The organism is Microbacterium sp. AC132 (genome assembly GCF_979258525.1).
In genome coordinates, this window is record NZ_OZ409862.1 from 1,652,493 (window position 1) to 1,664,751 (window position 12,259).

Annotated in this window: 13 protein-coding genes; 7 read left to right on the forward strand and 6 right to left on the reverse strand. The window is 67.7% G+C overall.

The genetic code is table 11. The features are described from left to right. The first annotated feature begins 209 nt into the window (after positions 1 to 209). Entirely contained in the window at positions 210 to 1,583 is a 1,374-nt protein-coding gene (dnaB, locus tag ACZZZQ_RS07775; protein WP_053098201.1) for a replicative DNA helicase, read from the forward strand. A 193-nt stretch (positions 1,584 to 1,776) separates the two neighbouring features. Here the strand turns inward: dnaB and ACZZZQ_RS07780 are convergent, their stop codons facing one another. Both ACZZZQ_RS07780 and ACZZZQ_RS07785 read right to left on the reverse strand, forming a co-directional pair. Beyond that, positions 1,777 to 2,532 carry an SDR family oxidoreductase gene (locus ACZZZQ_RS07780; RefSeq protein WP_463507281.1) on the reverse strand — a complete coding sequence of 252 codons (756 nt, stop codon included), beginning with the start codon at positions 2,530 to 2,532 and terminating at the stop codon, positions 1,777 to 1,779. Between the two features lie 86 nt (positions 2,533 to 2,618). Then, positions 2,619 to 3,380: an SDR family oxidoreductase gene (locus ACZZZQ_RS07785; protein ID WP_463507282.1), complete on the reverse strand. Its 762-nt coding sequence runs from the start codon at positions 3,378 to 3,380 to the stop codon at positions 2,619 to 2,621. Positions 3,381 to 3,571: 191 nt separating this feature from the next. Between ACZZZQ_RS07785 and ACZZZQ_RS07790 the strand changes: the two genes are divergently transcribed. Then, on the forward strand, positions 3,572 to 4,480 hold the full coding sequence (locus ACZZZQ_RS07790) for an RNA polymerase sigma-70 factor (RefSeq protein ID WP_463507283.1): 909 nt from the start codon (positions 3,572 to 3,574) through the stop codon (positions 4,478 to 4,480). 62 nt (positions 4,481 to 4,542) lie between these two features. Further along, the gene (locus ACZZZQ_RS07795) at positions 4,543 to 4,887 is read left to right on the forward strand and encodes a sigma-70 family RNA polymerase sigma factor family protein (RefSeq protein WP_056275539.1); all 345 of its coding nucleotides are present in this window, start codon (positions 4,543 to 4,545) and stop codon (positions 4,885 to 4,887) included. On the opposite strand, the gene ACZZZQ_RS07800 is transcribed toward ACZZZQ_RS07795, so the two are convergent. Further along, complete coding sequence (locus tag ACZZZQ_RS07800; protein WP_056275536.1) at positions 4,884 to 5,669, reverse strand: DNA/RNA non-specific endonuclease; 786 nt, start codon at positions 5,667 to 5,669, stop codon at positions 4,884 to 4,886. The genes ACZZZQ_RS07795 and ACZZZQ_RS07800 overlap by 4 nt on opposite strands. A 102-nt stretch (positions 5,670 to 5,771) precedes the next feature. Next, a complete protein-coding gene (locus ACZZZQ_RS07805) occupies positions 5,772 to 6,668 on the reverse strand; it encodes an SDR family oxidoreductase (protein WP_053098197.1) in 897 nt (298 codons plus the stop codon). Positions 6,669 to 6,821: 153 nt separating this feature from the next. On the opposite strand from ACZZZQ_RS07805, the gene ACZZZQ_RS07810 reads away from it, so the two are divergent. Then, on the forward strand, positions 6,822 to 7,379 hold the full coding sequence (locus ACZZZQ_RS07810) for a dihydrofolate reductase family protein (protein WP_400339296.1): 558 nt from the start codon (positions 6,822 to 6,824) through the stop codon (positions 7,377 to 7,379). A gap of 19 nt (positions 7,380 to 7,398) precedes the next feature. On the opposite strand, the gene ACZZZQ_RS07815 is transcribed toward ACZZZQ_RS07810, so the two are convergent. Both ACZZZQ_RS07815 and ACZZZQ_RS07820 read right to left on the reverse strand, forming a co-directional pair. Further along, the gene (locus tag ACZZZQ_RS07815) at positions 7,399 to 7,626 is read right to left on the reverse strand and encodes an RNA-binding S4 domain-containing protein (RefSeq protein ID WP_053098195.1); all 228 of its coding nucleotides are present in this window, start codon (positions 7,624 to 7,626) and stop codon (positions 7,399 to 7,401) included. A 24-nt stretch (positions 7,627 to 7,650) separates the two neighbouring features. Next, entirely contained in the window at positions 7,651 to 8,802 is a 1,152-nt protein-coding gene (locus ACZZZQ_RS07820; RefSeq protein WP_463507284.1) for an ROK family protein, read from the reverse strand. A gap of 124 nt (positions 8,803 to 8,926) precedes the next feature. Here ACZZZQ_RS07820 and ACZZZQ_RS07825 point away from each other — a divergent pair, with 124 nt between their 5' ends. Genes ACZZZQ_RS07825 through ACZZZQ_RS07835 form a run of 3 tightly spaced genes read left to right on the forward strand, consistent with a single transcriptional unit; the run spans position 8,927 to position 12,254 of the window. Beyond that, positions 8,927 to 10,315 carry an ABC transporter substrate-binding protein gene (locus ACZZZQ_RS07825; protein WP_285363531.1) on the forward strand — a complete coding sequence of 463 codons (1,389 nt, stop codon included), beginning with the start codon at positions 8,927 to 8,929 and terminating at the stop codon, positions 10,313 to 10,315. Then, entirely contained in the window at positions 10,312 to 11,340 is a 1,029-nt protein-coding gene (locus ACZZZQ_RS07830; RefSeq protein WP_295105778.1) for a carbohydrate ABC transporter permease, read from the forward strand. The genes ACZZZQ_RS07825 and ACZZZQ_RS07830 overlap by 4 nt, the downstream gene beginning before the upstream one ends. Then, entirely contained in the window at positions 11,337 to 12,254 is a 918-nt protein-coding gene (locus tag ACZZZQ_RS07835; RefSeq protein ID WP_082297926.1) for a carbohydrate ABC transporter permease, read from the forward strand. Before ACZZZQ_RS07830 ends, ACZZZQ_RS07835 begins: the two co-directional genes overlap by 4 nt. Positions 12,255 to 12,259 lie beyond the last annotated feature (5 nt).

The following is a 12,259-nucleotide window of genomic DNA, read 5'->3' on the forward strand; positions in this document are numbered from 1 at the left end:
CTCTCCGGACTTGTTCGCACGCTTTCCACATAGTTATCCACAGGCCGTGTTGCGACCGAAAACCCCCGCTCGTAGCGTGGTCCAGCGACCCGATGTCGGAAGTGCCTGGTTTGCTGTGCGGACGGCCCTTCTCGAGCTGATTCGCATCGCGTGACCGACGCAGTCGGCACCGAGCACACCGGAAGAACCGTCGCATCGAAGGGAGCAGCGTGTCGATCGCCGACATCTCAGAGGAGCGCCTCGGAGGCAAGCGTCCACAGGAGCGAACGCCTCCCCACGACACTCTCGCCGAACAGAGCGCCCTGGGTGGAATGCTCCTCTCGAAGGATGCTGTCGCCGACGTCATCGAGACGCTCAAGGGTGCCGACTTCTACATCCCCAAGCACGAGCTGATTTTCGAGGCGATCCTGTCGCTCTACTCGCACGGCGAGCCGACCGACGTCGTCGCCGTCACGGACGAGCTCATCAAGACGGGAGAGCTGAGCCGGGCCGGCGGTGCCGACTATCTGCACACGCTCACCTCGATCGTCCCCACCGCCGCCAACGCCGGCTACTACGCGGGCATCGTGTCGGAGCGGGCGATCCTGCGTCGTCTGGTCGATGCGGGAACGCGTATCGTGCAGCTCGGCTACGACGGACAGGGCGACGCGACCGACCTCGTCAACAACGCCCAGGCTGAGATCTACTCGATCACCGGCTCCGAGACAGCAGAGGACTACGTGCCGCTGCAGATCGCGGTCGACGCCGCGCTCGAGGAGATCGAGGCCGCCAGCGGACGCGACGGGTCGATGACGGGTGTCCCGACCGGCTTCAAGGAGCTCGACGAGCTCACCAACGGCCTGCACGGCGGGCAGATGATCGTCGTCGCCGCTCGTCCCGCCATGGGTAAGTCGACGCTCGCGCTCGACTTCGCCCGCGCTGCCTCCATCGGCCACAACCTCCCCTCGGTCTTCTTCTCGCTCGAGATGGGCAAGAGCGAGATCGCGATGCGTCTGCTCAGTGCCGAGGGGCAGATCCCTCTGCAGAACATGCGAAAGGGAAACCTCGACCCGCGGGACTGGACCACGGTCGCCGCGACCCGCGGACGTATCAACGACGCTCCGCTCTACATCGACGACAGCCCGAACATGACGCTGGTCGAGATCCGGGCGAAGTGCCGTCGACTCAAGCAGCGTGAGGGTCTGCGGATGGTCATCATCGACTACCTGCAGCTGATGACGTCAGGCAAGCGCGTCGAGTCGCGTCAGCAGGAGGTCTCGGAGTTCTCGCGAAGCCTCAAGCTCATCGCCAAGGAGCTGCAGGTTCCGGTCATCGCTCTGTCGCAACTGAACCGTGGTCCCGAGCAGCGCACCGACAAGAAGCCCGCGATCAGCGACCTGCGTGAGTCCGGCTCGATCGAGCAGGACGCCGACATGGTGATCCTGCTGCATCGCGACTCGGTCTACGACAAGGACGTGCGTCCGGGCGAGGCCGACCTGATCGTCGCCAAGCACCGTAACGGCCCGACCGCGACGATCACCGTGGCCTTCCAGGGCCACTACTCGCGCTTCCACGACATGGCACCGGGCGGCGACTTCAACTGAGTCGCGCTCGCTCGCCAGGTCGGGGGAGGACGGGACGCCCCCACCACGGGGGAGGTAGCAGAAAGGGCGCCCCATCCGATGCCGCCGATGAGCGGCACCCCAGCTGTCGCGTTACAGCGCGACAGAGCTGTGACGCAAGCGTGACACCGGCCGACGCGCCGCGCAAGACCTATTGTCGACCGGTATGCCGCCGCTACTCGCGAGGCGGGTTCAGCGGCAGCCACTCTTCGAGAGTCGTCTCGAAGATGTGCGCCCCGTCGACCGGGATGAGGGTGCGCTCCTCGATCTGCGCACCGTAGTACGGCGCAGCGTCATCACGCACGACCGTGCGAGGATCGCCACGGAAGGCCAGGGCGCGGCGCGCGAACTCGTCCATGCCGAAGGCCTCCGGGCCTGCGATCTCGATGTCGCCGGTCGGCTCACCGGCCGCAGCACGGGCCACTGCCGTGGCGACATCCTCGGCGGCGATCGGCTGGATCAGCGCCCCGGGCAGCGTCACTGTGTTGCCGTCGGTCGAGATGTCGGCGATGCTTCCCACGAACTCGAAGAACTGCGTGGCGTGCACGAGGGAGTATCGGATCCCGGAGTCACGGATCAGCGTCTCCTGGGCGACCTTCGCCGCGAAGTAGGGGATGTTCTGCGGGCGGTTCGTGCCGACGATCGTGAGAGCGACGTGGTGGGTGACACCGGCCGCGGCCTCAGCGGCGAGCAGGTTGCGAGTCGACGTGGTGAAGAACTCCAGCACATCGTCGGGGGCGAACGAGGGGGAGTTCGACACGTCGACCACGGTGTGGGCTCCGACGAGAACCTCCGCAAGGCCCTCGCCGGTGAGCGAGTTCACGCCGGTGTTCGGCGATGCGGCGACGGCGTCGTGGCCGTGCTCCGTCAGCTTCGCGACGACCTTCGAGCCGATGAGGCCGGTGCCTCCGATGACGACGATCTCTGCCATGTCCAAACCTTTCTTCGGTGACGACGCCCGGGTGGCGTCTGCCAGGTATGACCGCTGAGTGCCCGAAGATGTGACGCCTCGGGTTCTCAGATGCTGGCGGGCGTCTTCACCCTCCAGTCGTGATACCTCGTCGGAGCGATCGTCGCGGTCATCTCCGGCAGCAGGTCGCGGGCGGCGAGATGCGCGCCGAAGTACGTTCCGAGCGGATCCGGGACGACCTCCCGATCGTCCTGTCTCGCCCGCAGGTCGAATGCCGCGAGTTCCGTCAGGCTGAACACCTCGGGGCCGCCGAACTCGATCATCCCGACACGGGGTTCTCCGAGCGCTGCCGTTGCGACCGCGTTCGCGACGTCGTCGGCCGCCATCGGCTGCACGAGCACATCGGCGATGTGCGCGGCTCCCTCGCGCAGGGCGTGGTCGGTGATGCTGCGGATGAACTCGAAGAACTGCGTCGCATGCACGAGGGTGTACGGGCGACCGGATGCCGCGATGAGGCGTTCCTGCTGATGCTTGGCGATGAAGTATCCGCCCTGCGCGCGTGCGAGGCGGTCGGTGCCCACGACCGACAGGGCGACGTGATGGGAGACGCCCGCGGCTTCGCCGTAGGCGAGCAGGTTCATCGTCGAGGTGGAGAAGAACTCCTGCGCACCGGCCTCGTCGGTGTACGACGAGTTCGACACATCGACCACCGCGGATGCGCCGGCGAGAGCGTCGTCGAGCCCCTCGCCGGTGAATGAGTTCACCCCCGTGGCGCGGGACGCGACGACGACGTCGTGTCCCGCGCCCTTCAGGATGCGCGTGACGCGGGTGCCGATCAACCCCGTGCCGCCGATGACTGTGATCCTCATGCCGCTCCTCCGATCGAGTGATGCGGACGAGCCCGCATGTACCTGGTTGACCGGCCGGCGGACCCGGCTGTGACGGAATCGCCAGGATTCGTCACAGATCGCGTCGCCCTCCGGTCAGAGCTGTGAGTGGGAGCGCCGACGGCGCGGAAAGGGGAGTGCGCATGCGGCGACCTCTGGTGCAGAGTGAAGACGTGGCCGCGACACGTGACGAGCACAGCGGGTCGATCCGAGACCTCGGCACCGCGGTCTCGGTGTTCGCCGCCCAGCGTCGCCGACTGTTCGGCATCGCCTACCGGATGCTGGGCACCGTGGCCGACGCCGAGGACATCGTGCAGGAGACCTGGATCCGCTGGCAGAACACCGACCGGACCCAGGTGCAGGAACCCGCCGCTTTCCTCACGACCATCACGACGCGTCTGTCGATCAACGTTCTCCAGTCGGCTCGCGTGAAGCGGGAGACCTACATCGGGCCGTGGCTGCCTGAACCGGTCAACACCGACGACGATCCCTCGCTCGGCGCCGAGCGCGCCGAGGCGCTGCAGTTCGCGATCCTGCTGACGCTCGAGAAGCTCACCCCGACCGAGCGTGCGGCGTACATCCTCCGCGAGGCGTTCGACTATCCGTATCCCCGCATCGCCGAGATCATCTCGTCGAGTGCGGTGAGCGCTCGACAGCTGGTGAGCAGGGCTCGCGCGCACCTGGCCTCGGCGAAGCAGATCACCGTCGAGCCCTCGCATCAACGTCACCTGCTCGAGGCCTTCCTCGCCGCCGCGCGGAAGGGCGATGCCCGGGAGCTCGAGAAGCTCTTCGCCGCCGACGTGGTCAGCTACACCGACGGCAACGGGGTGAAGCTGGCGGCGCGGATCCCGGTGATCGGTCGTGGCCGCGTGGCGCAGTTCGTGGCTGCCTTCGCGCACCACTTCTGGACGGGCAAGTCGATCGGGTGGGTGGAGGTCAACGGTCAGCCCGCCGCGACGCTCGTCGAGAACGGTGAAGTCACCACGATGGTCACCGTCACGGCCTCCGACGAAGGGATCGAGCAGTTGCTCTGGGTGATGAGTCCCCAGAAGCTCGGACACATCACCGCGGTCGCGACATGACTCGCGGGCGGCATCCGGCTCGTCTGGGCCGGCGACCTCGGGATGCCTCCGAACCGATCGCTGTGGAAGAACTCCGGCTGGCGCTCGCCGCGGGCGACCGCGCCGGCATCCGCTCGATGCTGCACCCTGACGTGGTGATGATCATCGACAGCGGAGGTCGCATGCCGCAGTCGTCGACCGCCGTCGACGGGACCCACACGGCATCCGCGGAGCTGGCGGCACTGGTGGCGACCGGCCCCACGGTCTCGATCGCGTCGATCAACGGCTCCGCTGGACTCGTGCTGGAACGAGACGGCGCAGTCGTCGCGGCGGTGTCGGTCGAGAGCAGATCAGGGCTGCTCTCGCGCATCTGGGTCGTCTGCAACCCCGACAAGCTCACTCACTGGAACCGACGCCGCGACGGCTAGAGCGTGATGTCGGATGCCGAGGCGAGCGCCCGCCACTCGGTCGATCGGGCGCTGCGCCGGTCGAGCACATCGGCATCGAGCAGCGGGCCGACATCCAGCCCCGTCACCCGTATGATCTCGGTGATCGGAACCTGGAAGGTGCGGAATGCGCCGAGCGGCGGAACCGCGAAGAGACCGTCCGGTGACTCGACGAGCTCTGACTGATCGAGCACGAACCCGGCCGCTGACAGACCGTCGGGGCCCTGCCACGCCGCGATCTTCCAGAACAGAAGAGGGATGCGGATGCCGCGGTACGGCGGATCGTCGTCTCCCAGCACAGGGGCCGTGAACACCGAGATCCGCTGATCCGTCGTCTCGGCATACTCGAGCACGTGGTCTTCCAGACCGAGCCAGAGCTCTGCGGACTGATTGAAACCGGCGGCCTGCGGGGCGGCGTTCGGATAGAAGAACGTCGCCTCGGTCGCCGCCCGAGCGTCGTCGACATCACCCCAGCCGGGGTCGCGTCGGCGCACGAGGTGGCCGCGATCGAGGTCGTTGCGCGCATACACCTCGGGGCCGGTCTGCAGTGCTGCATCGACTCGGGGGTCGAGCTGCCAGTCCCCGGTGCGGGGCAGCTCGCGCAGCAGCGCCCCGTCGATGTTCACGCCCGTCACGGCAGCCAGGCGGCGCTCGCGGTCGAGCAGCACGCTGAAGTGGGGGTAGGTCAGCTCCGTCGCATCGCGGGCCGGCCCGGGCAGGGGCACTCGCGTCGGAAGGAAGTCGAGGTCGTATCCGTCTGCCATACCGACATACTGCCTGGTTCCACCGACATCGCCCCGGCCCCGCCGCACACGCGAACGCCCCCTCCGAAGCGAGCTCGGGAGGGGGCGTCCGCGGTCAGCGACTCACGGCGTGGGCATGCCGCCGTTGACGTTGAGCGTCTCGCCGGCGACGTAGCTCGACTCCGCGGAGGCGAGGAAGACGTAGGCGGGGGCGAGTTCTGCGGGCTGGCCCATGCGGCCGAGCGGGGTGTCCTCTCCGAACTCCGGCAGCTTCTCCTGCGGCTGCCCGTCGCTCGGCTGCAGCGGCGTCCAGATCGGTCCCGGTGCCACGGCGTTCACACGGATGCCCTTCGGTGCGAGCTGCTCGGCGAGGCCCTTCGTGAACGCGTTGATCGTGGCCTTGGTCGACGCATAGTCGACGAGGATCCCCGACGGCGAGTAGGCCTGGATCGACGTGGTGTTGATGATGGTCGAGCCTGCCGGGAGGTGCGGCAGCGCGGCCTTCGTGATCCAGAACATCGCGTAGACGTTGGTCTTGAAGGTGTCGTCGAACTGCTCGTCGGTGATGTCGGTCAGCGACTCCTTGTAGATCTGCTTGCCGCCGTTGTTGACGAGGATGTCGAGGCCGCCGAGCGCACCGACCGCCTCCGAGACGAGCGTGCGGCAGTACTCGGGGTCACGGAGGTCACCGGGGATCTGCGCCACGGTCGCGCCGGCGTCGCGGAGGATGCCGGCGATGCGCGCCGCATCCTCTTCCTCTTCGGGCAGGTACGAGAGCGCGACGTCCGCGCCCTCGCGCGCGAAGGCGATCGCAGTCGCCGCGCCGATGCCGGAGTCGCCGCCGGTGATGAGCGCCTTGCGTCCGGTCAGTCGGCCGGTGCCGCGGTAGCTCTCCTCACCGAGGTCGGCCTTCGGACCGAGGTCGGCATCGAGGCCGGGCTCCGGCATGTGCTGCTTCTCGGGTTCGATGTCGGAGTAGAGCTCGGCCGGGTTGGTGAAGGTGTACTGGTCGCGAGACATGGGGGTTCCTCTCGGTCGCTGGTCTGGGGGTATGGCTCCAGCGTGCGCCGACGTCGGAATGTCGGCCAGCACCTTGCGTCTCACGCCGAGGGTCGCTAGAGAGGCCGCCGAGAAGGGGTCGACCCGTGCGGACGCCGGGAGTAGCCTCGCCGCATGGCCCGACTCATCTACTCCATGATCACGTCGCTCGACGGATACGTCAGCGGGCCGGACGGCGGGTTCGACTGGGCGCTCGACGACGACCTACACGACTTCATCAACAAGCAGTTCGCAGACGTCGGCACCTACCTCTACGGGCGGCGCATGTACGAGACCATGGTCTATTGGGAGACCGCTCATCTCGAACCCGATCAGCCGCAGGTCGGCATCGACTACGCGCGGGTGTGGCAGGCCGCGCAGAAGGTCGTCTTCTCGAAGACCCTCGCCGAGGTGTCGAGCGAGCGCACCCGGCTCGAGCGCACGTTCGATCCGGAGGTGATCGCGCGGTGGAAGGCTGAGTCCGACAGCGACTTCTCCGTCGACGGCCCCACTCTCGCCGCCGAGGCGATCCGCGCGGGACTGGTCGACGAGTTCGGTCTCTTCATCGGACCGGCGATCGTCGGTGGTGGCAAGCCGTTCTTCCCCGACGGGGTGCACGTCGACCTGGAGCTCGCCGAGGATCGGCGCTTCGACAGCGGCGTGATGTTCCTCCGCTACACGACGCGGGAGTGACCGGAAGCGGCCCGCGTGATCAGGGGCGCACGCGAACGGTGCGGCCCTCGAAGGTGACCAGGTCGCCGTCATGCAGCTGGCGTCCGCGCCGTCGATCGACCTCGCCGTTGACCTTCACGAATCCGTCGATCACGACCTCCTTGGCGTCACCACCCGAGTCGAGCAGTCCCGAGTACTTCAGGAACTGGCCGAGGCGGATCATCTCGCCGCCGATGGAGACATCGTCGATCGGACCGGAATTCGTCATGACTCCGATGGTATCCGGCGGTGCTCAGCTGCGAGCGAGCGCCGCGTTCACCGCGGATGCCGAGTACTCGCGCTCCACCACCATCGCCGCGAGCCCCACGGCTGTCGCCTTCTCGCCCAGTGTCGACTGGCTGATACTCAGGTGCCGGGTCGCGCGGGGCAGGGATCGGGGATAGAGGGTCTCGCGGACTCCGGCCAGCAGCGGCGGCGATGCCAGCATCCCGCCGAGCACCACCTCCGAGGGGTTGAGGAGCGAGACGACCGTCGCGACGACCTCGCCGATCACCCGACCCGCCTCTTGAGTGAGTCGCGCGGCATCGGGGTCGCCGTCAGCGAGGTAGGTGCCGACATCCGAGGCTGACGAGGCGCGCTTACCGAGCTGGGTGAGCGCCCTGGCCACTGCTCGGCCTGATGCCGCGGCCGCCAGACATCCGTGCGCTCCGCACTGGCACAGCAGGTCGTCGTGCCCGGCGATCTTCACATGGCCGATGTCACCCGCCCCTCCGTCGGTGCCGCGGTATGCCCGGCCACCCAGCACGATGCCGGTGCCGATGCCCGACGAGACCTTGATGAAGCACAGGGAGCGTGAATCGGGATGCGCTGCGCGCTGCTCACCCAGTGCGGCGGCGTCGGCGTCGTTCGAGACCAGCACGGGGACGCCGAGGGCGTCGTGCAGGTGATCGGGGATCGGGTAGGCGTCCCAGCCGGGCATGATCGGCGGCTGCGAGGGGCGCTCGGTGTCGGGGTCGACAGGACCGGGGATGCTGAGCGCGATCGCAGCCACATCCTCGCGGCGGATGCCGGCCTGCGACAGCAGACGCTCGGCGTGCTCGGCGATCGCGTTGAGGGTCGCGTCGGGTCCGTCGGCGACGGCGACCTCGATGCGCTCCTCGGCGGTCACGCGTCCGGCGAGATCGGTCAGGGCGACGGTGGTGTGCGTGGTGTCGACGTTGGCGGCGATGACGTGCGCGTGAGCGGTGTTGAACTCGAGGCGCCGTGACGGTCGACCTGAGGTGACCTTCTCGGTTCCCGACTCGATGATGAGTCCCGCCTCGAGAAGCGCGTCGATGCGCGTGGCGACGGTCATCCGCGACATCCCGGTGACGTCGAGCACATCGCCGCGCGTGAAGGCGCGGCGCTCTCTGATGAGATCGAGGACTTCCCCGGGACCGGACATCGAACCTCCTGACGACGAGATCAGCTTAATGCTTGACAGCTAGGCGACTTATGTCTAGCTTCTAGTCTTAATGGGAGTCGACCCGACGGCTCAGTCCTGCATTTCCAGCGCAAGGAGGCGCATAGTGAATACCCGTGCGACAGCAGCAGCAATGGCCGCGGTGTGCGTGACGGCGCTCGCCCTCACCGGATGCACGAGCTCCGGCGACGACGACGGCGGCGATGCCGGCATCACCTTCTGGCTGCAGGAGGACCTTCCCGATCGGGTGGCCGCCACACAGGAGATCGTCGACGCGTTCACCGACGAGACCGGCATCGAGGTCGAGGTCGTCTCGGTCGCGGAAGACCAGTTCGCCCAGCTCATCACCTCGTCTGCCGCGGCCGGCGACCTGCCCGACGTGATCGGCGGGATCTCGCTGCCTCAGGTGCGCACGCTCTCGGCCAACGAGTTCGTCGACACGGATGCCGTTGCGGCGACGATCGACGCGCTCGACGCGTCGACGTTCTCCGAGAACGCGCTCGCCCTGACCTCCGACGGCGACACCAGCCTGGCGATCCCGAGTGAGTCGTGGACCCAGATGCTCTTCTACCGCACTGACCTCTTCGAGGCCGCGGGCCTGGACGTCCCCGATTCGTACGAATCGATCCTCGAGGCCGCGAAGACCCTCGACTCGCCCGAGGTCGCCGGTTTCGTCGGCGCCACCGCCCCGGGCGACGCCTTCACCGAGCAGACCTTCGAGCAGATCGCGCTCGGCAACGGATGCGAGCTCGTCAACGAAGACGGTGACGTCGAGCTCGACTCGGATGCCTGTGTCAGCGCGTTCGAGTTCTATGGCGAGCTGACCGGCGACTACTCGGTGCCGGGTGCGCAGGACGTCGACACGACCCGCGCCACGTACTTCGCGGGCGACGCGGCCATGTTCATCTGGTCGAGCTTCGTTCTCGACGAGCTGGCAGGCCTGCGCGAGGATGCGAAGCCCTCGTGCCCCGAGTGCCTCGCCGACCCGGCCTTCCTCGCGGCGAACACCGGCGTGGTCACGTCGATCGCCGGACCCGACTCCGACGCCGCGGCGCAGTTCGGCGAGATCACCTCGTGGACCATCACCGAGGGAGCGAACACCGACGCGTCGCAGTCGTTCGTCGAGTACATGATGAGCGACGGCTACGAGCCCTGGATCGCGATCGCGCCCGAGGGCAAGGTTCCCGTCCGCACCGGCACCCCCGAGGATCCGACGATGTTCTCCGACATGTGGGCGACGCTGCCCGCCGGAGTCGACACCAAGGCTCCTCTGTCAGACTTCTACGCACCCGAGGTCCTCGATGCTGTGGCCGCAGGGCCGGAGGATCTCGCCCGCTGGGGCATCACCCAGGGTCAGGGCTCGCTGCTCGGCGCGCTGCAGGGCGAGCTTCCGGTCGCGACGGCGGTGAGCGATGTCGCCCAGGGCGGTGACCCGGCTGACGCCGCGTCGACCGCCGCCGAGACCGTGCGCTCGATCGCAGAGTCGCTGAAGTGAGCAGAGTCGTCGAGGGGTCCGGGCTCGGGGCACAGCGCCCCGAGCCCGGCACCACGCCGCCGAGACCGACCGGCGCGATGAAGCCGCGGCGCGGGTCGAGGCACAGTCGGGAGGAGAACCGGGCGGGGCTGCTGCTCATCTCGCCGACTTTCATCATCATCCTGGTCGCCGTCGTCCTGCCGATCATCTGGGCGATCTCCCTCGCGTTCCAGGACGTCCGCCTGATCAACATCCGCGGCACCGGGATCATCGGCGACTACACCCTCGACAACTTCATCGACGTGCTGACGTCGCCCGGCTTCTTCAGCGCGCTGTGGACCACGATCGTCTACGCCGTGTGCGGCACGGCGCTCGCGATCGGCATCGGCCTCGCCGCCGCCCTCGCCCTGCGCAAGCCGTTCCGCGGGCGTGGCCTCGTGCGCGCCTCGCTGCTGCTGCCGTACGTCGCCCCGGTCGTGGCCGCGACGTTCGTGTGGTCGACGATGCTCAACCCGCAGTTCGGCATCGTGAACTGGTTCGGCACCACCGTGCTCGGATGGGAGGAGCCGATCGCGTTCCTCTCGGACCGCGCCCTGCCCGTGAGCATCTTCGGGTGGGAGGTCGAGCTGCCGATGGCGCTGATCACCGTCATCCTGTTCGAAGCCTGGCGTTCCTTCCCGTTCGCCTTCCTCTTCCTCACGGCCCGACTCGAGGCGGTCCCGGCCGTGCTCGACGAGGCGGCCAGGGTCGACGGCGCGACCCCCACGCAGCGCTTCCGGCACATTCTTCTTCCGCAGCTGCTGCCGACGATCGCGGTGCTCTGCGTGCTGCGCTTCATCTGGACGTTCAACAACTTCGACGACATCTACCTGCTGACGGGTGGCGGAGCCGGCACCGAGGTCGTCTCGGTGCGGGTGTTCGACCTGCTCACCGCTCGCGGTGACATCGGCGCCGCCGCCGCTCAGGCGCTGGTGCTCGCGGCCATTCTCGCCGTGCTCGTCGGCGTCTATCTGAAGATCTTCGGCCGACAGGAGGAGCAGGCATGAGTGCGACGACCGACGCCGTCACCGAGGCCCGGCCCGCCAGACGCGGATTCGACCGCGACGGCTTCGAGAACGCCCTCTTCCGCATCCTCCGCCCGATCGTCATCGTGCTGCTGGTGCTCGCCGCCGTCGTGCCGTTCTACTACATGGTGCTGCTCAGCTTCCGTTCGCTCGACTCGCTGCTGCAGAATCCGGGCGCGCTGTGGATCACGATCGAGGAGCTCGACTTCTCGACCTACCTCGACGTGCTGGCGCCCGTGGACGCCGGCGGGCAGGGCTTCATCGTCTTCATGCGCAACTCACTGCTGGTCGCTCTCGCGACGGTCGTGCTCACGCTCCTGGTGTCGATTCCCGGTTCGTATGCCGTCAGCCGACTGGCCTTCTTCGGTCGCCGTCAGGTGTCCGGCCTGTTCCTCGCGGTGTACTTCTTCCCGGCGATCCTGCTGGCGGTGCCGCTGTTCGTGTTCTTCACGCAGATCGGGCTGCGCGGCTCGCTCGTCGGACTGCTCATCGTCTACGTGTCACAGGTCGCGGCGGTGTCGATCTACACGCTGCGCAACTACTTCGCCACGATCCCGGTCTCGCTCGAGGAGGCTGCGGCACTCGACGGGTGCACCCGGTTCCAGATCATGCGCCGAGTCAGCATCCCGCTCGCCATGCCCGCGATCGTGTCGAACGGACTGTTCATCTTCATGATCGCCTGGAACGAGTTCCTCTTCGCTCTGCTGTTCCTCGTCGAGAAGCGCGATTCATGGACCGTCTCGCTGGGCCTCTCCCAGCTCTCCGGCAGCATCGAGGTTCCCACCACGGTCCTCATGGCCGGTTCCGTGATCCTGACCCTGCCCATCATCATCCTCTTCTTCGCCTCCGAGCGGCTCCTCGTCGGAGGCCTTACCGCCGGTGCGGAGAAGGGCTGAGTCCC